At 39.6% G+C, this 20687-nt stretch carries 20 protein-coding genes and 1 tRNA gene; 13 read left to right on the top strand and 8 right to left on the bottom strand.

Annotation, left to right across the window (positions count from 1 at the left end):
* Positions 1–1329, top strand: coding sequence for a sensor histidine kinase (locus AC504W_RS00195; protein WP_494875604.1), 1329 nt, complete (start codon positions 1–3; stop codon positions 1327–1329).
* A 102-nt stretch (positions 1330–1431) separates the two neighbouring features.
* Here AC504W_RS00195 and crtH read toward each other — a convergent pair whose 3' ends face one another.
* Complete coding sequence (gene crtH, locus AC504W_RS00190) at positions 1432–2940, bottom strand: carotenoid isomerase (protein WP_494875602.1); 1509 nt, start codon at positions 2938–2940, stop codon at positions 1432–1434.
* Positions 2941–3331: 391 nt separating this feature from the next.
* On the opposite strand from crtH, the gene upp reads away from it, so the two are divergent.
* The 3 genes from upp to AC504W_RS00175 all read left to right on the top strand — a co-directional run bounded on the left by upp (position 3332) and on the right by AC504W_RS00175 (position 4839).
* Positions 3332–3982 (top strand): uracil phosphoribosyltransferase, encoded by a 651-nt coding sequence (gene upp, locus AC504W_RS00185; RefSeq protein WP_096582073.1) that lies wholly within the window; start codon positions 3332–3334, stop codon positions 3980–3982.
* Positions 3983–4059: 77 nt separating this feature from the next.
* The gene (locus AC504W_RS00180; protein ID WP_494875601.1) at positions 4060–4404 is read left to right on the top strand and encodes a ssl2009 family thylakoid membrane protein; all 345 of its coding nucleotides are present in this window, start codon (positions 4060–4062) and stop codon (positions 4402–4404) included.
* A gap of 159 nt (positions 4405–4563) precedes the next feature.
* Positions 4564–4839, top strand: coding sequence for a YggT family protein (locus AC504W_RS00175; RefSeq protein WP_096582069.1), 276 nt, complete (start codon positions 4564–4566; stop codon positions 4837–4839).
* Positions 4840–4918: 79 nt separating this feature from the next.
* Here AC504W_RS00175 and AC504W_RS00170 read toward each other — a convergent pair whose 3' ends face one another.
* Positions 4919–5356 carry a biotin carboxylase gene (locus AC504W_RS00170; protein WP_494875600.1) on the bottom strand — a complete coding sequence of 146 codons (438 nt, stop codon included), beginning with the start codon at positions 5354–5356 and terminating at the stop codon, positions 4919–4921.
* A gap of 376 nt (positions 5357–5732) precedes the next feature.
* Here AC504W_RS00170 and arsB point away from each other — a divergent pair, with 376 nt between their 5' ends.
* From arsB to AC504W_RS00145, 5 genes are all read left to right on the top strand, one after another.
* Entirely contained in the window at positions 5733–6884 is a 1152-nt protein-coding gene (gene arsB, locus AC504W_RS00165) for an ACR3 family arsenite efflux transporter (protein ID WP_494875598.1), read from the top strand.
* 34 nt (positions 6885–6918) lie between these two features.
* Complete coding sequence (gene arsC, locus AC504W_RS00160; RefSeq protein WP_494879503.1) at positions 6919–7317, top strand: arsenate reductase, glutathione/glutaredoxin type; 399 nt, start codon at positions 6919–6921, stop codon at positions 7315–7317.
* An 18-nt stretch (positions 7318–7335) separates the two neighbouring features.
* Positions 7336–7989 carry an arsenical resistance protein ArsH gene (gene arsH, locus AC504W_RS00155; protein WP_494875595.1) on the top strand — a complete coding sequence of 218 codons (654 nt, stop codon included), beginning with the start codon at positions 7336–7338 and terminating at the stop codon, positions 7987–7989.
* Between the two features lie 144 nt (positions 7990–8133).
* Positions 8134–8745, top strand: a complete 612-nt coding sequence (locus AC504W_RS00150) for a hypothetical protein (RefSeq protein ID WP_494875594.1) — start codon at positions 8134–8136, stop codon at positions 8743–8745.
* A 141-nt stretch (positions 8746–8886) separates the two neighbouring features.
* Positions 8887–9159 carry a GlsB/YeaQ/YmgE family stress response membrane protein gene (locus tag AC504W_RS00145; RefSeq protein WP_096582059.1) on the top strand — a complete coding sequence of 91 codons (273 nt, stop codon included), beginning with the start codon at positions 8887–8889 and terminating at the stop codon, positions 9157–9159.
* 149 nt (positions 9160–9308) lie between these two features.
* On the opposite strand, the gene AC504W_RS00140 is transcribed toward AC504W_RS00145, so the two are convergent.
* Complete coding sequence (locus AC504W_RS00140; RefSeq protein WP_494875593.1) at positions 9309–9491, bottom strand: CsbD family protein; 183 nt, start codon at positions 9489–9491, stop codon at positions 9309–9311.
* A gap of 433 nt (positions 9492–9924) precedes the next feature.
* On the opposite strand from AC504W_RS00140, the gene AC504W_RS00135 reads away from it, so the two are divergent.
* On the top strand, positions 9925–10722 hold the full coding sequence (locus AC504W_RS00135; protein ID WP_096582055.1) for a hypothetical protein: 798 nt from the start codon (positions 9925–9927) through the stop codon (positions 10720–10722).
* Positions 10723–10874: 152 nt separating this feature from the next.
* On the opposite strand, the gene sir is transcribed toward AC504W_RS00135, so the two are convergent.
* Both sir and AC504W_RS00125 read right to left on the bottom strand, forming a co-directional pair.
* The gene (sir, locus tag AC504W_RS00130) at positions 10875–12842 is read right to left on the bottom strand and encodes a sulfite reductase, ferredoxin dependent (RefSeq protein ID WP_494875591.1); all 1968 of its coding nucleotides are present in this window, start codon (positions 12840–12842) and stop codon (positions 10875–10877) included.
* Between the two features lie 448 nt (positions 12843–13290).
* Positions 13291–13827, bottom strand: coding sequence for a hypothetical protein (locus AC504W_RS00125; RefSeq protein ID WP_494875589.1), 537 nt, complete (start codon positions 13825–13827; stop codon positions 13291–13293).
* Between the two features lie 431 nt (positions 13828–14258).
* On the opposite strand from AC504W_RS00125, the gene AC504W_RS00120 reads away from it, so the two are divergent.
* Positions 14259–15206: an ADP-ribosylglycohydrolase family protein gene (locus AC504W_RS00120; RefSeq protein ID WP_494875588.1), complete on the top strand. Its 948-nt coding sequence runs from the start codon at positions 14259–14261 to the stop codon at positions 15204–15206.
* 118 nt (positions 15207–15324) lie between these two features.
* On the opposite strand, the gene AC504W_RS00115 is transcribed toward AC504W_RS00120, so the two are convergent.
* The 3 genes from AC504W_RS00115 to AC504W_RS00105 all read right to left on the bottom strand — a co-directional run bounded on the left by AC504W_RS00115 (position 15325) and on the right by AC504W_RS00105 (position 18022).
* Entirely contained in the window at positions 15325–16320 is a 996-nt protein-coding gene (locus AC504W_RS00115; protein ID WP_494875587.1) for a transposase, read from the bottom strand.
* Between the two features lie 14 nt (positions 16321–16334).
* Positions 16335–17189: a hypothetical protein gene (locus AC504W_RS00110; RefSeq protein ID WP_103123443.1), complete on the bottom strand. Its 855-nt coding sequence runs from the start codon at positions 17187–17189 to the stop codon at positions 16335–16337.
* 173 nt (positions 17190–17362) lie between these two features.
* Positions 17363–18022 carry an Npun_F0813 family protein gene (locus tag AC504W_RS00105; protein WP_096582039.1) on the bottom strand — a complete coding sequence of 220 codons (660 nt, stop codon included), beginning with the start codon at positions 18020–18022 and terminating at the stop codon, positions 17363–17365.
* A gap of 335 nt (positions 18023–18357) precedes the next feature.
* On the opposite strand from AC504W_RS00105, the gene AC504W_RS00100 reads away from it, so the two are divergent.
* Together AC504W_RS00100 and AC504W_RS00095 are read left to right on the top strand one after the other, a co-directional pair.
* Positions 18358–18430 (top strand) — tRNA-Arg (locus AC504W_RS00100).
* 1156 nt (positions 18431–19586) lie between these two features.
* Complete coding sequence (locus tag AC504W_RS00095; protein ID WP_494875585.1) at positions 19587–20684, top strand: mechanosensitive ion channel family protein; 1098 nt, start codon at positions 19587–19589, stop codon at positions 20682–20684.
* Positions 20685–20687: the final 3 nt, after the last annotated feature.

Here is a 20687-nt window from a genome sequence, read left to right as displayed (position 1 = left end):
ATGAGCTTTAAAGTCGAACAAACGGCAACAGTTTTAATTGTTGATGATAATTCTGCTAATTTAGGTGTCTTATCTGATGCTTTAGATCAAGCAGGTCTGGAAGTATGGGTAGCAAAATCGGGAAAAGTCGCCCTAGAGCGAGTCAAATATGCTCTACCCAATTTAATTTTGTTGGATGTCATGATGCCAGAAATAGATGGATTTGAAACCTGTCGTCTATTAAAAGCAGACCCAAAAACTCAAGATATTCCCGTTATCTTTATGACGGCACTATCTGATACAACCAACAAAATCACAGGTTTTAAAGTTGGTGCAGTAGACTATATCACCAAACCTTTTCAACAAGAAGAAGTCTTATCACGAGTAAAACTGCACTTACAATTGCATGATTTAGCTGTAAAATTAGAACATAAAAATGTCTTATTAGAGCAGAAAGTTACTGAAGTTAGTCAAGCTTATGATGAACTGAAAAAAGTCCAAATTCAGTTAATTCAAAGTGAGAAACTCTCTAGCTTAGGACAGATGGTAGCGGGAATTGCCCATGAGATTAATAACCCTGTAAACTTCATTTATGGCAATCTCGTTCATGCCAATGAATATACTCAAGAAGTTCTCAACATCCTACATTTATATCAATCTGAATATCCTAATCCTACACCTCGCATTCAAGCAGAATTAGAATTAACAGACTTAGAATTTCTCGAAAGTGATTTGTTAAAGTTGCTCAACTCAATGAATTTTGGCGCACGGCGAATTCGAGAAATTGTCAAATCTATGCGAATTTTCTCGCGTACAGACGATGCTACCCTCACTGAGACAGATATTCATGAATGTCTTGATGGCACGCTAACAATTTTAAATTATCGTCTGAAACAAAAAACAGACAGTTTCAAAATCGAAGTAATTAAAGATTATGGTCTGTTACCACCGGTGGAATGCTATGCGGTGCAAATTAACCAAGTTTTTATGAATCTTTTATCTAACGCTATTGATGCCTTAGATGAATACGACCAACAGCGTTCTTTGGCAGAAATTCACCAAAAACCCAGCCGCATTGAAATTCATACAAACATGATTAGTGATGAATGGGTTGCTATTCATATTACTGACAACGGCCCAGGAATTTCGCCAGAAGTTCAAGCAAAATTATTTGAACCTTTCTTTACAACTAAACCTACGGGTAAAGGCACGGGATTAGGTTTGTCTATCAGCCACCAAATTGTTGTAGACAAGCACGGCGGTAATATTACCTGCAAATCCATTCCTGGAAATGGCACAGAATTTATAGTCAAAATTCCCATCCAACAACGTGTGTCTCAAGTTGCCTGAGTTTAGAGTGCTGTTAGCGGTAGCGGGGCGTTCAGCCCGTGCTGAGTCAGAATATAGCAGGTGAGAGTGAACAGGCAACAAATGACCATTGACCATTGACTATTAAGCAATTCCCAAATCTACAGCGATGCGATGAGCGCAAGCAAAACCAGAAAAAGCGACAGCATTCAACCCTTGACCAGGAAAAGTGCTATCACCAACACAATAAAGTCCCTGAATAGCTGTGCGATTAAATGGCATTCCTAACAATCCCCACAATTTACGCCGGGGAATTGGCCCATAAGTGCCATCTTCTCGTCCTAAGAAACGACGATGAGTGCGGGGTGTGCCTACGGCTAGATAATCTAACCCTGCATCTAACCCAGGAAAAATATTTTCTAGTCGCTCAATAATTCGCCAAGCTGCGGCTTCTTTCTTCGCTTCATATCTATTTGCCGACAGACCTAGCCAACCATCAATCCAGTGAGGTGTAAAGGCATGAATGATATGATGTCCCTCTGGTGCTAAATCTGGGTCAAGTAATGTGGGAATTGAAACAAAAATTGTGCCTTCTGCTGTTGTCATTTTCGCCCAATCTTCTAACAAAATATGATGGCATTCTGTGTCATTGGGTAAAATTGAACTTTTGACACCTATATGTAAACTCAAAAAACTGGGTGATTTTTCATAACTTTGTTGCCATATTTTCTCATTATTGGGTATTTTATCTACAGGAATTAATTTACCAAAGGTATCCCAACGTGTAGCGTTAGAAACTATGCGTTTACCTCGATAAATTTGACCGTTAGCTAGTTCTACGCCGACAGCACATCCCTTTTCTATAATAATTTTTTTGACTCTAGCTTGATACTGAATCTGACCGCCAACTTTTTTTAAACCCTCTACTAGTTTTTGAGCAATTATTCCTACTCCGCCTTGAGGATAATTGACACCACCATAATGTCTATCAGAAAAGACCATACCTGCATTAATCATTGGTGTCATGTTCGCTGGCACTACTGACCAGCAATAACATTCCATATCAATAAATTTTAATAATAGGGGGTCTTTAATATAACGTCGCGCTACATCTCCGACATTTTTTGGTAGATACTTAAGTAAACCAAGACACGCTAAAGGATGCTGGAAAAACATCCGCATGAGATACTGAGGTTCTTCTAGCGACAATAAATCCATACTGTTCAGGCAATTAAAAACTTGCCAACATTCGTTATAAAAGCGCCGAATGCCTCTTGCTTCTTGAGGAAAGTAAGCAGTAAGATTTTGCAAAAATTTCTCATAATCCCGGTCAACTTTAATGTCTAATTTATCGGGAAGATGATAATGAATCTGTACTGGGTCGGGTATTGTTTTTAGATCAACATTTACAGCATCCAGGGCGCGAGTTAACAAGTTAGTTGTGCCGTTTTTCCCCAAGCCGAAAATCATTGAAGCTCCGACATCAAAGCGATAACCGTGATTTTCAAAATAGCCCGCACTACCACCGGGAATCAGATAACGTTCTAGTACCAAGACTTTAGCGCCTTTGGCTGCTAGTTGAGTGGCTGTTACCAAACCCCCCATTCCCGAACCAATGATAATTGCGTCAAACACAAAATTGTCATTTGTCATTGGTCATTTGTCCTTTTTTATCGGTTATTGGTGTGACAAAATACAAAATAGCCTAATTTCCGTTGAGAAAGTTTAATCTTTTTACTTATATCTGGAATAGGCTGTGTTTCTATGCCTAAAACCCTAACAAAGTACCAATAAATAACGACTAATAACCAATACACAAAAAAAGAGGGACAAGCCTGCTACTGCTGGCTAATCCCGTCTGCCGATCCTTAAAGAGAGGAGAACACTGATTAATAATATAACTGTGATTGAGAATCTATGTCAACTATTAATGAAAAAGATTTTCAATAATTTTTGGTGTGTTGATTTTGGCTATCAGCCATACGCAGGAAAGAGTATGATGAGGTTTCAGTTCCTATAAAATCAAAAGTGCTAATTTCCAGCTATGACGGTACAACTGCGTGTTTACGTTCCTCCCCATCCCTTAATTAAGCACTGGTTGGCAGTTGCCCGTGATGCTGCTACACCTTCAGTATTATTTCGTAGTGCGATAACTGAGTTAGGTAGATGGCTAACTTACGAAGCGGCGCGAGAGTGGCTACCGACGATAGAGGCGACGGTGCAAAGTCCTTTAGACTCTTGTCCAGCAACTTTTATTAATCCCGAAGTGCCTGTGGCTGTGGTGCCGATTCTACGGGCGGGATTAGGATTATTAGAAGGCGCACAAACTTTGCTACCTTTGGCTTCGATTTATCATTTAGGCTTAGTGCGGGATGAAGAGACGCTGGAAGCTCGATGTTACTTGAACAAATTGCCAGAAAAATTTGATCCACAAACAAGAGTGTTAATCACAGACCCGATGTTAGCAACAGGTGGCTCGATTATGAGGGCAATGGCAGAATTAACACAACGGGGGATTGATCCGGCGTTGACGCGAATTGTCAGTGTGGTAGCGGCTCCACCAGCATTGCAGAAACTGAGTGCGGCTTATCCAAGTTTAATAATTTACACTGCAACTATTGATGAAACAGTGAATGATCGCGGTTTTATTGTACCGGGATTAGGAGATGCTGGCGATCGCATTTTTGGTACTTAAGCTACTATGCAGCTAGGCAAAGAAAATCGCTCAACACAATATTAAAGATTGTAAGGTTGCTTCAAGGCGGTAAAGTTATGAGTCAGCGTGATGGTTTTGCTAGTGGTTTTTTAGCAGGGGCGCTTTTTGGTGGCTTAGTTGGGGGCGTTTTAGGGGCTGTAATTACTTCTCGCCTCGACCTCGAATCAACAGAAGAAGAAACTGAACTGAGCAATGGTGCAGTAGAACCGAAAAAAAACTCCACAAAACGGCGGATGAGAGCCTCAGAAACTGGTGATTTGGAAATGGAAACGGCTAGGAGATCGCTAGAAGATAAAATTGCTCAGTTAAATGCCACAATTGATGAGGTGAGAAAACAATTGGGCGATGTTAACGGTAATGCTAGTCAAGGTGTAAGCGATCGCTCCTCAATACAAGAGTAAGCTTTCCTCAAGTTAGTTTTCGCTTTCAGACTCATCGGAAATTCCGGTAACTGCTAGTCGTGGTCAAAATAGACACTGATTCGCAGACAGTATGACAACGACTAAACTAAAATCAACTATAAGACCGCTTGTGAAACTTAGCAGGAAACCGAAAAATCCATGTATTTACTGATTAGCACTCTCAATACCTTCATACAGCTTTATACTGCTCTACTATTCATTAGAGTTCTCTTGACTTGGTTCCCCACCATCAATTGGTACAATCAGCCTTTTTCTGCTTTAAGCCAAATTACTGACCCATATCTCAATGTATTCCGTTCTATCATCCCCCCCTTGGGCGGTATTGATATTTCTCCTATGTTGGCGATTTTATTGCTGCAAGTAGTAGGCCAAGTAGTAGGTAGTCTGGCTGGTGGTCTGCAAGTCTTTGCGTAACTATCAGTTAGAAGTTACTAGTTTGAAGTCTGGGTTCACCGACCCAGACTTTTTATTTTTAGCCGTAGTTACTCAGCACTCATCTTCGGACTTGGCTACTAAATCCCGATGCTTTAAATTGCTTGAGCTGCAAAGGTAATGGCTGATTTGCAGGTACAGAAATTCTGAGTTCAAAATCGCTAGTCCCTGGTGGAACTTCGGCTATAGAACCAAGACGGGTGCGATTTTGCATTACAGAGTCGTTGTTAGCATCATAGATCCGACCATAGATATCTGCATCATATACAGTTTTGTAAGTGCCATTTTCTGCTTTACCTGTGACAATAAAGCAATTAGCCGCGGCGCTACCACTACTAGTCACCGCCCCCTGAGCCAATTCTGGGGGACAATCTTTATAAGAAATGTCAAATAGTCTAATCTGTGTTAAAGCTTCGGCGTTGGGAGTTATCACCCATGATAGAAACGTGATTAGACAGAAAGTAAAAATTATCTGAATCAGTTTTGAGTAGTGCTGCATAACCAAAGTTGGGAAATTCAATAAAAATGCTTTGCTGTGTTGTTTTTGCATATTTCACAAAGGTAACAAATTACGCTGAGTGAACTTAGCGCCAAAGAGTTCTTGTCATCACTTAACACTCAGCACTATTTTTAACCTCAGCTTACCTGAATTTCATAACCAAGAGATTGCAGACTTTAATTTATCGTTAGAGAACCCATCAACTTTTTTTGATGAATTTTTGTATTATTCAGTTGACAACAACCCAATACATCAAGTTTTCTTGATATGAAAGATAGTATTTTGATGGGAAAGCAGAAATGAATCTAACAATTGGTGAATTGTTGCGGAAAGAATCCAAGTTTTAGGCATTTAGTTTAATTTTAGGTGTAGTTTAATGGCTCATAATTCGCAAGCTAGTACGAACCGAATACAAGCAGGAAGCAATCTCAGCTTTTTTGAAAAGTACCTCACTGTTTGGGTATTTTTATGTATCTTTGGCGGAATTGTTTTGGGTCGATTATTTCCAGGAGTGGCGGTAGCACTGGATGCCATGAGTGTATATCAAGTGTCTATTCCCATTGCTATCTGTTTATTTTTCATGATGTATCCCATCATGGTGAAAATTGACTTCACGCAAGCTACAAATGCTATCCGCGCTCCCAAACCAGTAATGCTCACCTTGGTCGTGAATTGGTTGATTAAACCTTTCACTATGGTGGTATTCGCTCAATTTTTCTTAGGATGGTTATTTCGTCCTTTGATTGTCGGAAGTGAAATTATTCGCGGTGGGGAAGTCACACTGGCAAATTCTTACATTGCCGGCACGATTTTATTAGGAATTGCGCCTTGTACAGCAATGGTGCTGATGTGGGGATATCTTTCTTACGGCAATCAGGGACACACCTTAATCATGGTGGCTGTAAATTCTTTGGCTATGCTGTTTTTGTATGCACCTTTGGGTAGGTGGTTACTAGCGGCGAATAATTTAACCGTACCTTGGCAAACTATTGTTTTTTCAGTACTAATTTATGTTGGTTTACCGCTAATAGCGGGAATGTATAGCCGTTACTGGATTTTTAAATATAAAGGTAGAGAGTGGTTTGAAAGGCGATTTCTCAATTATTTGACTCCCGTGGCGATTACGGCTTTGCTATTAACTTTAGTACTGCTGTTTGCCTTTAAGGGTGAACTAATTGTGAATAATCCCTTGCATATTTTGTTAATTGCTGTACCACTATTTATTCAAACTAATTTCATTTTTTTGATTAGTTATGTAGCAGCATTGAAGCTGAATTTAGCTTACGAAGATGCCGCACCAGCAGCATTAATTGGCGCGAGTAATCATTTTGAAGTGGCAATCGCCACGGCTGTGATTTTATTTGGCTTAAGTTCTGGTGCCGCACTGGCTACGGTGGTGGGGGTTTTAATTGAAGTGCCAGTTATGTTAATGCTGGTTGAGTTTTGTAAGCGCACAGCAAGTTGGTTTCCGAGAGAACCGGAGAAAGCAACCTTGCTAGATCCGCGTTGTTTTGGGGATTGCAAATAATTACAACTATCAGGAATAAAAAAAGGGGTTATCTATGAAACGTGTTATGTTTGTCTGCAAAAAAAATTCTGCTCGTTCGCAAATGGCGGAAGGTTTTGCTAAAACCCTAGGTAAAGGAAAAATAGCCGTAACTAGTTCGGGGTTAGAGGCGAGTCAGGTTAAACCAGAAGCGATCGCAGTTATGCAAGAAATTGGTATTGATATTACCGATCAAAATTCCAAACCACTAAGTGATTTTCAAGCTGAAGATTTTGATGTGGTGATTTCTCTGTGTGGTTGTGGTGTGAATTTACCGGCGGAATGGGTTGTGCGCGAAGTATTTGAAGATTGGCAGTTAGATGATCCGGCTGAACAACCTGAAATTTTCCCCAGAGTGCGCGATGAGATTAAAGAACGGGTGGCGCAATTAATTGAATCAGTAAATCAAGCATAATCTTATTTATTTCCATCTATGACAACATTCGACCATCCCCCCAGAATTTTATTTTTATATGGCTCTTTGCGCGATCGCTCCTACAGTCGCCTGTTAGCCGAAGAAGCCGCACGCATCATTGCAGAGTTTGGTGCAGAGGTGAAGTTTTTCGACCCCAGAGAACTCCCAATTTATGGTAGTGTCCCTGACACCCATCCCAAGGTGCAGGAATTGCGGGAATTAAGTATGTGGTCAGAAGGCCAAGTTTGGTCTAGCCCAGAGTTGCACGGTCAGATTTCTGGAATTATGAAAAACCAAATTGATTGGATTCCTCTGAATATCGGTGCGGTTCGTCCGACTCAAGGTAGAACTTTGGCTGTAATGCAGGTAAGCGGTGGTTCCCAATCTTTCAACGCCGTGAATACATTAAGAATTTTGGGGCGATGGATGCGGATGTTTACAATTCCCAATCAATCATCAGTGGCGAAAGCATATCAAGAGTTTAACGAAGATGGCACAATGAAAGACTCGCCCTATCGCGATCGCGTTGTGGATGTGATGGAAGAACTGTATAAGTTTACTTTGTTGTTGCGAGACAAGGTAGATTATCTGACTGATCGCTACAGTGAACGTAAGGAAAAAGCTGCAAAAGAACTAATTGAAGTGGCGAACAAAGTCTTGAAAGTTAATTAAAATCAAATTTTGGCGATCGCATCTCTGTTATGAGAGAATTCACAATTAAATAAGCAATAGGGAATAAGACTATTGCCGTTTACTGCCTAACTAGGGATTTTGTAATAATTATAGACATAACCCCCAAATTGCTATTGACGACCTATGAACCCAGATGAGATTAAAACAGCATTGCAAACAGCCTTTAAGCGTTGTGATGTAGCCAGCTGTCCTCTCTCTGAGACGCAGAAACAAATATTACTGCAAGTAGTCAAGCAAATTCCTCAAGATTCCACATCCGATATTGCTAACCCTTTAGACGAATTAGACTCAGAGGAACTATTAGCATTTTTAAAGTTTGTCAAAACGGAAGAACAACAAAACCGCACTTGGAAAGTGCAATTGTTAAATGATTGGCTACATAACCAAGACTCAGGTACAGTCCAATTCATCCGAGATCGCTATGGTTTGCAATGGTTGAACCGCGTTGAGTCATATCATTTTGACAAATATGCTGACTTTGAAGATGCACTGAAGTTAAGAGTAGGCGATCGCATTGAGGTTTCTAATGCACTATGGGAATGGGTACAAGAAGATGGCCCTTGTAAACGGGAATGGATTCTCTGCATAGTGATTCAGGTCGATGAAATCAGCAATGCTAACAAATCTCCTCAAAATTGCATTATTCGTTTTTCTAACGGGTCTGAATTTGAAATTCAAGGTATCTACGACTGGAACCGCTACAATTGGCGCTGGCCTCAAACTCAAAAATATTAATAGTATAGATTTTGCATTGTAGTTATCGAATACAGAGGAATTTTGCCACCCTACTTATTGCCATAATACTTATTTCTTGAGGTAGACGGAAAAGCAGGTAGGTCTTAATAAGATACTGGCATAATCTTTGCAAAACTAATTATGAATATTATTGCTTGGATCATCCTCGGTCTGATTGCTGGAGCCATAGCTAAAGCTATTTATCCTGGTCGTCAAGGTGGTGGCATTCTGGCAACTATGGTTTTAGGAATCATCGGTGCTTTAATTGGCGGAACTATCGTTACCCTCTTAGAAACAGGCAGGTTACAATTCACAGCAGCAACCCTGAGCATTCCGGGAATAATTGTTGCCATTATTGGTGCAATTATCGCTATTTTTATCTGGAGTTTGCTAACTAATCGCGCTAGTTATTAGTTGAATAAAAATTATGGTTAGGCTGATTTTATTGTTACTATTGCCCATAAATATAAATACTCCACTTTGAATAAAAGTGGAGTATTCTGTATAAAGATATAACCTTGAGGCTACAGTTATAGTTAGTCTATTTTGTGAGAGTTTTATAACTAATCTATAGCTTTTTTAAGTTCATCTTTGATGTTTTCTGTAGTGTGAATTACTTGAGCTTCAGCTTGTTTAGCTTTACCTTCAGCTTTATCTGAGGGATTCCCTGTAACTTCACCAACTACTTCTTGCACCTTGCCTTCAATATTTTTTGCAGTAGCTTCTACTCTATTTTCAATACTCATATTTTTTACCTCGACTATTTCTAAACTAAGGAAAAACATACCAGGATCACCTAGGTTGATTTATCTATCAATAGAGATAACAGTTAATTATTATGGATATCTTTAGACAGATATATACAGAAGTACTGATATAGAATAGAAAAAAAGATACAGGTCATACGATTTCACTTGATGAGTGATACAAACACAGATGTAAGGGCGTAAATAATTTTGCATAACAATTAGGACAGTTTTATAAAACTTGATTTTAAAGTACGATCGCTTGTGAGAAAATCATCAGACATTTATGCTGAATGATGCGATCGCATTGTGGGGAATTTTCCGTTAAACTTCTGCACAGATGAATATCAGAGGATTAGTTCTCAGCTTGCACTGACAGAAAGTAGCTGAAAGTGAAATACTTATCCTGCTGATGTCTTATGGCTAAAGGCAGATGAAACACCTAAAATCGCGATCGCAAGACCTGCGGAGTTTGTTTGAAAACAACATTACAATCGAATATGTGGCAGAACCTCTCAAAGCTGTGTCATCCCAAGCTGAGGTAGCAGAGGTATTACAGTGGATGCAGGCAAAAGATTTTGATGTTGTCGGCATTGAAACGGAAGACAATATCACTGGTTATGTTGAACGCTCTAGTTTAATCCAGGTAAAATCCGGCAGATGCGGTGATTATCAACGGGTGTTTCATTCCCAAGAACTGATAGCCATTTCTACCCCACTTATGAAGTTGCTGCCTATTTTGCGACAAACTCCTCGCTTATTTGTCTTAGATTGCAATCAAGTTAGTGGAATCGTGACTTGTGGCGACTTACAAAAAGCACCAGTGCGAATGCTTCTGTTTGGTTTGGTGACACTGCTAGAAATGAATCTCCTACGGCTAGTGAGACTGTATTATCCTCAAGATTCTTGGCAGAAATTCCTCAAACCAGAACGGATAGAAATTGCTAAACATCTGTGGCGAGAAAGTCAAGAAAGAAACGAAGCCACAGATTTATTAGATTATCTCCAGTTTTGTGACAAACGAGAATTAGTTTTAAACCAACCAGAACTACTTCAGCAACTAGAATTAAAGTCAAAGCGGTTTGGCGAACGCTTCTTAAAATCTGCTGAACAGTTACGCAACCGATTAGCGCACGCGCAAAATTTAGTCACTGGTTCTTCTTGGATAGATTTAATTTCTCTTGCAGAAGCGATGGAAACCTTGTTGATTCGCTGTGAAGAAATCGAGTAATCTCAAACTCAAATTAATTATTTCACACCAAAAAACTCCGCGTACCTCCGCGTACCTTTGCGTTGAAAAAAACTATGATTTGGAACAGCCTCACAAATAAACTGTGAAAGTAGAGACACACAATAGCGCATCTCTACTTCTAAACTCAGCTGTTAGTTATCTATCTGCAAGTAAATTTTCAACGCTTCATTGACTACTTCCGTCATAGATTTACCTTGACTCGTAGCAGTTTCCTTCAACTTGCTGTAAACCTCGTCATAAAGACTAATCCGAGGACGTGATCTACTTGGTGCAGCTTTCTTTTTAGTTGTGACTACTTGAAGTGGTGTTTCTGGTGTAGTGACGGCGACAGCTTCCGGCTGGTACTGAGCCGCAAATTCTCGAATAGCATCAAAACCAACCCGTGAACAAAAATCCCCAAAGCTTTCATCTGCTTCCCGTGACTTCTGGAAGTAAACAAAAATCGGCTCTAGGAAACTTTCTATGTCATTGTCGTGCAACTTTTCTACAATGGGTTGCGCCAATCTTGTTTGGTCTGGTGAACCTCCCAACCACACTTGATAAGATTCTGGGCCACTACCCACAAAACCCAATTCTGCCATGTAAGGACGAGCGCAGCCGTTGGGACAGCCTGTCATTCTTACCACAAAATGTTCATTTTGTAAACCAACTTGATCTAACAGCGCCCGAATGCGTTGTAAAATTCCTGGTATTGCCCGTTCTGATTCGGTGATAGCCAAACCGCAGGTAGGCAAAGCTGGGCAAGCCATTGCATAACGAACTAAAGGTTCGATTTCATCAGGGTTAGAAACGACACCACAACGGTCAAGAATCTCTTGAATGGCTGATTTGTTTTTTGGGTCAATATCGCAGAAAATCAGGTTTTGGTGGGGTGTCAGGCGGATAGGTAGGTGAAATTTTTCGACAATTTCCCGCAAGGCGGTTTTGAGTTGTAAAGAACCTTCATTCTTGACGCGACCATTGTCGATGGAAATACCTAAAAATAACTTGCCATCGCCTTGTTCTTGCCAGCCGAGGAAATCCTCATATTTAAATTCTGGCAATGGTTTGAAGGGGGCGACTGGTTTACCAAAATATTCTTCAACTTTGGCGCGGAATCGATCTACACCCCAATCATTGATTAAGTATTTTAAACGAGCGTGACGGCGGTCAGTGCGATCGCCATAATCTCTTTGAGTAGCGACAATTGCTTTGACGATTTCGTAAACATCGGCTTTGTCTACATAGCAAATCGGGTCTGCTAATCTGGCAAAGGTTTCTTCTTTATTGTGGGTTCTACCTAAACCACCGCCTGCAAAAACATCAAATCCTTCTAGTTCCCCTAGAGAATTAGTAATCACTACCAAAGTCAAGTCTTGGGAATATAAATCAATGGAATTATCTCCCGGTACTGTCACAGAAACTTTGAATTTCCGGGGCATATAGTAAGTACCATACAGCGGTTCTTCGCTGTCATGAACAATCGTGCCAGTACCATTACTTTGCCGCGCCGCCTTCACCGCTGGATCTTCTTCTGCACTAATGGCTTTTTCCCCATCCAGCCAAATTTCGTAATAAGCACCAGTTTGGGGTGAGAGCAAATCAGCAATATTTTGGGCATATTCCCAAGCATATTGGTAATCAGGGCGATTTTTGAAGGGAACTGGTGGAGCCATAACGTTACGATTAATGTCACCACAAGCGCCCAAAGTCGAACCGAGATTTTTGACAATAGTCGCAATGGCGGCTTTGAGATTCTTCTTTAAAATTCCATGCACTTGGAAACCCTGACGGGTAGTCGCCCTTAATGTATGGTTGCCATATTCATCAGCCAGCTGATCTAAAGCCAAATATAGTTGCGGCGGTACGAACCCACCAGGATTCTTTGTCCGCAGCATAAATTGGTAATCTTTCTCCTGTCCCTTCACGCGATTATCGCGGTTATCCTGCTGGTAGGAGCCATGAAACTTGAGGATTTGGATCGCGTCTTCAGTAAAATGAGTAGTATCCTCAAGGATCTGCGTTGCTACAGGTTCACGCAAAAAATTACTATGTTCTTTGATGCCTTCTACTTTTGAGGGCTTACGGCTGGCAGGTGAGGGAGGAGCAGATTTAACCATGAGAGTTGTATAGTATTCTCAATAAAGCAAGGATGAAAGCCAAAGCTAAGTTGTTGGCTCAGTTATTCCCGGTAATCCGGTCGGAAATATGAGGAATACGACAATTGTAACACGGCAAAAAGCCGGCTTTGTCGATAGTTTTACACTTAACAAAACCAGCATATATAAGTAGGTGGTATAAATCAACTTAAAGTTTGTTGGTTTTCGTTGACTTTTACCGATAAAGTCTGATCTTCCATCAACATTCAAAGTTCAACAACACCATTCATCATATTGGGCTGGAATTCCATCAATTTACTTCATAGTTAATCAACAAAAGGCAAAAGAATTACAAATTATTATCTTTACCTGTTGATAACTTTTGATTGCCGAACATCTAAAAATGTGAGAATTAATCAGAAAAATTGTGCCTACGTAAAAATTAAATTCTAACTTGTGACAGAGCAAGTTATTTAAAGCGATAACCAATACCACCATTGATGCTAACAGCAGAAGCCGGACTATTTTGATAAGCACGTAGTCCAACTTTGGCATTTGTATAGATGAGGAAGTTATTAGCAACTTCTGATTCCACACCAGCACCTACTACTACGGCATCTCTATTACCTAAAGGACTAGGTGAACCATCTTTATCCAGAAAAGAATAGCCACCAGTGATAAAGGCGTTAGTTCTATTAGCAATTGGCACGTCTAAAGAAACTTCTGGGATGATAGTACTCGTCTTATCATTCCAGAGAACATTACCGCGTGCAGAAATCGGGAGGCTGCCTAATTTCACTTTACCTGTGAGATTACCGCCAAAATTAGCAGCATCATTGTTGAGTCCGCCGTTGGTAACGCCAGCTGCAACACCCGCACCAATATAACTAGCATCAGTACCTTTTTTCTGTTCAGCAGCAGCTTGACCAGCGTTCATTACAAGAGGCGCAATCACTAAAGAAGACAATGTAGAAATTGCCACGAAAGACTGAAGTAAACGTTTCATATTTTTGCCAATCTTTTGAATTTTTGCTGTTATATCCTAGGTCGAAAGTTGTGTAAAAAGGTTCCAGATAATTTTCAATATCTATGAAGTTATTGTTGTTATTGATGCCGAAGAGTTGATAGTAAATTTACTCTTTGATTTTGCATAAAATTTTCAGATATACGCAGCAATTTTGATCTAAACCGGACATTTATCTAGAGTATGCGCTTGAAGAACTGTCACATTCTAGGGATAAAAATTGATTTTTTTTAGCATGAATTATGCAAATTTGATGATTTGGAAATTTTAACTAAGACATGACAATTGCCTGTAACGGTAATAGCAATAAGCTATGGCAGAAATATATAAAGTTAATTAATCAGAATTCAGTCCCTATTGGGCTAACTGTATTCTGGCTGTGAAATTTTGGCGTTTTTCGTGGAGATGGCATAATGCTAACCGCTACACAAACGTTGTCTGGTTTGATGGGTTTATGTGTCGGTGATGCCTTGGGTGTCCCTGTGGAGTTTACTAGCCGCGCTGAACGAATGAAATTCCCAGTCACGAAGATGCTTGGTTACGGCACATGGCATCAACCGCCTGGAACTTGGTCAGATGATAGCTCCTTAACGTTTTGTTTGGCAGAAAATCTTTGCCGCGGATATTCCTTAGATGATATAGCTTTGTCGTTCTGGCGGTGGTACAAGCAAGCTTACTGGACTCCTAGGGGGGAAATCTTTGGTATTGGTCAGAGTACCCATGCAGCTATTATGCGGATTAACCAGGGAGTGCCACCTTTAGAAGCTGGGGGAACCAGCGAAATGAGTAATGGTAATGGTTCTTTGATGAGAATTTTACCAATGGCTTATTGCTATAAAACCTTAGATTTCCCGGAATTGATTTCACGAGTGCATCAGGTGTCTTGTATTACCCATGCTCATGTGCGATCGCAAATGGCCTGCGGCATTTATACTAGTATCGCCATTGAACTACTGCAAGGTGCTGACTTGCCCACAGCTTACACTCAAGGTTTAGAGAAAATTCAACCTATTTATTCTGCACCGCAATTCCTAGAAGAAATGCCCTATTTTGCAAGAGTATTTAGTGGTGAAATAGCCAGCTTACCAATTGAAGAGATTAAATCTGGTGGCTATGTCATTGACACATTAGAAGCATCGTTATGGTGTTTGTTAAATAGCGCGTCTTATGCAGAAGCAGTATTAAAAGCTGTTAATTTAGGTGGACACACAGATACAACTGCGGCTGTGACTGGTGGGTTAGCAGGAATTTATTACGGTATTGAGGGTATACCTCAACTATGGGTGAATCAAGTTGCTCGCAAACAAGACATCGTGAATTTAGCCAAGCGGTTTAATTTAGCTGTGTACACTCACAATTAGGGTACAGGGAACAGGAAACAGGGAATAGTAAATAATGTTCATTACCTTCTGGAGACACTTGCGTGGGCGGGTTCCCCGACTTGAGCAAAGTGTCGTCCTCCTGCTTCCTGCCTTTTAGTTAAAGGGCAGACAAAGAGTAAACTTGACCATCAATTAACAGTCTGGTAATGCCTTTGGCTTGGAGATGAGTCCGAGCCTTATGGAGCATTCTACTATCAGGAACTTTAATCACGCGATCGCGCTTTGTTGAAAAACGCTTGGCCACGCGGTGGTTATCAAAGATTGGTAAAGTTCTTTGCTGAGTTTCTAAAGTCGGAATTTGCCCCAAATCACCAAAGTCCTTGAGTGGCCGGGTAATTAGCTCTGCTGAACGGTCAATTACCAAATAACAAGTTCTTGGCAAATTGGCTGCCGACAATGGTAAAACTTGAACTGGTGCTTCACCTAACCTGCGTCTAGTAACTAAAGGTCTTGACTCTTCAAAGTCATCTTCATCCTCCTCATAATCTTCATCATCTAAATCGTCGTCATCTAAATCATCTAAATCATCTAAATCTTCAGAGTCATCCAGCAATTCTTCGCCCAGCATCTCGGCGAAAGCAGCAACTTTTGGCCGTTCCTCATCCAATATTGGACTAGGAATACTAGGAATTTCCGGCGGTTGTTCTGGCGGAATGTCTATTTTTCTGACTAATCGTGGCTTTGGTTTTTCTGTTGGTGCTGAAGAACGTCGCCGTACTCTTCTAATAGCGGAATTTGAGTCCTCTGAATCTTCGTCTGGTTCTGGTTCTGCCTCAATGATGGTCTCCTGTAATTTGAGCTTGGGCAACTCTAAAGGTTTGCTTTCGCTTTGAGGAGGTTCTATTTCCGGCTCTTTGTTAATCAACAAAGGCAACTGCTCATAGTTTACCTGCGCCCTACCTTCAGGAGTGCGAGCTGCCCGTTTCAAAGAAACCAGGTATTCGTACTCATCTTCTGGCAAGGTACTTTTGAGCAAGCGACTAATTGTTGAGTTACTCACGTCATAGCGTTCTGCTAAAGTCGAGGTCGTTTCAGCAGTTTCTCGATATAACTTAAGAATTTCTTGTTTATCTGAATCTGTTAGTTTTCTCACGGTAGACACCAAATCTAAGCTCGTTTACGTCCACGCTCCCGGCGAGTCCGGCTCAATGATGCGTCATGTTCTAGGACTGCGCCCATACCGAATAACACTCCACTAAATACCCAAAACACTTCTAATATGTCTCCACTTTGGTAACTAGGCCCTTGAGCGAATTTAAACCACATATCTGCAATGTAAAGCGAAAAGGCCGCCGCTGCAATCATTCGCCAAGATTGAGCCACCCGTCCTCCCCAAAAAGCTAAGAGTAAGGTTGTAGCAATAATCAGCAGCACTACATCACTAACTACATAAAACCAATTCAAAATCGCAGCGAGTAATTCTGTTGGTGTTGTTTGTTGCATCGAAATCCACCATGCCACCAAACTGCCGAACACTCCTATTGCTGATACAATCAGCCATTGCCATTTTTCGAGATTAATGCGTCTTGATGCCACAGCTAAAATCATGCCTACGCCCAGGGAAATATAAGTCAATACAAAAAACACATCGCCAATCGATACATCTGGTTCTTCTTTTAAAATTATTTCTGTATAGCCAAAAAATATCCCTCCCAGGAAATAAGAAAGCATACCAATGGCAATTGCCAACCACACATTTCGACTGCTGACGATTTGGGGGCTACGCCAATTCCTTAAGCATAAAATACCAGCACCCAAGTAAGCTAACGCTTCAAAAATATTTGTGCCAATCACATACCATTCGGCACGACTTTCTACGCCGTTGGCTCCTGGAATTTTAGCACTAAATAGCAAAAAATATAATAGTGCAGCTACAGCCCAGGCAATCCCGGCCAAAATGATATTGCGATTACTGAAGATGGATTTAGAACTTAGAGAATTATTGTTGTATGAGCTACTCATAAGAATTGACTATGTATATGCACGCTGGAAGTCTGAAGTCTGAAGTTTGAAGTATGAAGTCTGAAGGACGGGGTGAAAATTTATTGGTATAGCCTTGCTGACCAGTGGGACGAACAAAGCAGATTTTTTTGATATACAGGATTTTTCAGACTTCATAATTCATCCTTTTCATGCTATTGCCACAATTTACTCAGTGAAGATTGGTTTAACCAAGAGATAAATAGCGATCGCTCGCCATCTGCCATATCCTGTAACCTATCTGCTACTTTGTTGGCAAAATTGGCATTACCAAAATAGGTTTTCCCTAGCTTGTGCAGTTCTTGTAAAAAAGTTGTTACATGATTTTCTTGCCAAGCAGGAAGTTTCGTTCCTTCTAGGGGATCTATTGTCACTAAGTGTTTAACTGATTCGGGGGAAGAAGTTTCGGGAAATTTCTGCTGTCGCAAAACTTCGCCCAGATCTTTTTCAAATAATGTTAGTTGTTTAGCGCCTAAAAACTCTTCAATATCTAAATGAACAGCTTGCAGCAGCAAAATACTGGCTTGAATGAGTATTCCTGTCTTGTTATGACCACCAGTATCACCATCTAGCTGTTCTAAGCGGATTTTACCCCAGATGCTAAAACGATCTGGTTCTTCTAACAAGACACAAGCTTTGCCGCGATTATCTGTCAAATCTCTCCACAAGGCGCGAGCTTCTTCTTCTTGATTAGCTTTAAATAAACTAATCAGCCGAAAGGTTTGCCCCTGATAATGGAGGATCGGCACTTGCTGATCCCTTTTTGGGTGCTGAATGCTCGATATTTCAACATCCTGCCGTTTGAGAATAAACATGGCACTAGCAAATAACTCCTCACAGGGGCTTTGTGGATATGCGATCTATAATCTGATTTAGTAACATCGCCAAGAGTGCGATTACTTAGCATATTTTTGGGGTAAGCTGTGCGATCGCTCTTTAGCCACCTTAGTGTAAGCTACCCAAGGGATATCTCCACTAAAATGCCAATAACCAGCCTCGACCACCCAATATAGCTAATCAATGATTGATTTGCTTTGTTCGACTAGCATCTTAGCTTTGCCATAGCAAATCTGCAATTTTTGATTGCTTATCGCTGGCGATAACGATATAATTGTATAGATGACTCTTTTCAGAGCCATAATTTTAGCTTGGGCGCGTAGCTCAGTGGATAGAGCAATTGCCTTCTAAGCAATCGGTCGCAGGTTCGAGCCCTGCCGCGCTCGTTTTAAGTTAAAGAAAAAAATCTTAAGTCAAGTAATAACATTAACACTTAAGTGTATAGTGTATCTATTTAATGTGACTCGTAAGATTTCCTTACTTCTTTATCTGTTACGCATAATTTATTCAGTATTGAGACACTGGGTTATTCTTAACCAGGGCTATACAGAGAATTTGGCAAAATGAATTAACCATTTTTACCGTTATTTTATTTACCTTTAAATGCCTATAATTTAAAGTAAAATTGCTGAATCTAATCCTGATTAAATTACATTTGTCTCAATTCTAAGTATATCTTTACAAAAAGAAATAACATATAAATAAAATTTTTAGAGACTATTAATAAGCTAAATATCATAAATTACTAATATTAAATTTAGAGAAAATAAAGGTTATTACAGTATAAATATCCAATAACTATCATTATTTTCATAAATACTTTCCCTAAACTTAAATTACTAAGAATATATAAGTCTGGCAATCTATTTTAATTTTATAAATAAAAATATTTTTGAAACAAAAAAATATTTGGTAATTATTCTCTGCTTTATTATAAAATGAGGGCAAACAAAAATTGTAGCGATATTCGCCTGCATATTATAGGCTAAAAACGCTGGTAATCCAGTCATATCTACTGATTTTACAGTAGTTTAGGGTTAGCAGCACAAGCAAAGCTTGGGTGAAAAGCTAGTCAAATATAAGGCAAGTGTAATTCATCACCATTTAGCCGTATACCTCAACAGAGTTGAGGAAAATTTTTTGCATCTATCTGGTCATTTTATCAAGATTAATGACCTAGTTCATTGTGCTTGATTCAGGCTTCTGAATTTTAATTCATTTTAGCTTCATCCTGCTATTTGGATGCTAATTTCAAAGTTTACAAATATCAATTTGTAAACTATTTGCACACATTTACTCCGAAATTAAATATTATGAATGACTTTCAGTTTATCCGGACTGTCTGCATCTTAGCGGTAGCCTATCTATCGAGTATTTACTTGTGGTTAGCATTTTACCAACACACAAATGAATAACAAGACTACGGCAACAGGCAATCTAATAATGAGCAAGGTCTAATTAACTTTAGGCCTTGTGCCACTACAATAGTCAACCTCAATTCTTGATATGAATGTAGTCACTGTTAACTTACTTATTAAAATTATGATGATTTTAGTGCCGGAAATTATGACAGAGAAAGAAATACAAATTGGATTATTTGGTCTGTTTTTTGGAGTTTGTATATTGTTTGTAGGTCTGTCAAGTTTATCGTTAATTAGGCTATTTTTACATAAGTTGAATTTTATTCAAATTGATGATATATATCAAAAGTTATTTAAACCCAATAAAAGTTTATTAATTGTTGTATCTTTAATTGTAATTAGCGAGCTTTTTGCCTTATTACTGCCGAATAATTATTGGACAAACTCATTAGAAATTATTTTTAGTTTAAGTTTAGCGATCGCAGGTAGTTGGTTAGCAGCACAGATATTTAAAAACTTCTTTGATTTTTATTTACTAAATGCTGCATTTAAGAGTGGGCAAAAAATCAGTAGTGAGTTACTCATTCTTTTAAGATGGGTAGCTAATATTGTCATTATTGTGACAGCAACTCTAATTTATGCTCAAACGCATAAAATTAATATATTAGGGTTATTAGCAAGTTTAGGAATTGGTGGTTTAGCAGTAGCCTTTGCAGCGCAAACAACTTTAGAACAAATTCTCGGTGGTATTGTTCTTTATCTTGACCGTCCATTTGTAATTGAAGATTATATTGGACTACCCGACGGTACTTTTGGCAGAGTTGAATCTATCGGATTAAGATCCACACGCATTAGAACTTCTGGTAAAGGTACTGTGATGATAGTTCCTAATAGTGCTTTAACTCAATTGAATATTGAAAACTTCACTGGTGCGAAGAAAGTCATGTCTATACTTTATTTGACCTTCTATCGAGCGATTAGCAGTGAAGAACGCGCTTTAATCCGTCAAGTAATTCTCGATAGTACTAATGATATTTTTGGTATTGATTCACGGAATACAGAAGTAACATTTAAGAATGTTAATCATTCAGGAGAACTAGAAAAGACTCAAGCACAAGTCACTTTCTTTATTTTGGGTTCTGGCGATGTTTCAATGGAATTACGCCGTCAGCTTTTAGATTTAGCTACTCAAACTATGACTCAATTTTTGAAAGAATATGGTATTGCTTTTGATATAGAAGAACCAACAATTTATGTAGACTCGCCGATTACGATTTAGAGA

Source organism: Nostoc sp. C96 (genome assembly GCF_059384975.1).
This window is presented reverse-complemented; position numbering and strand designations above follow the sequence as displayed.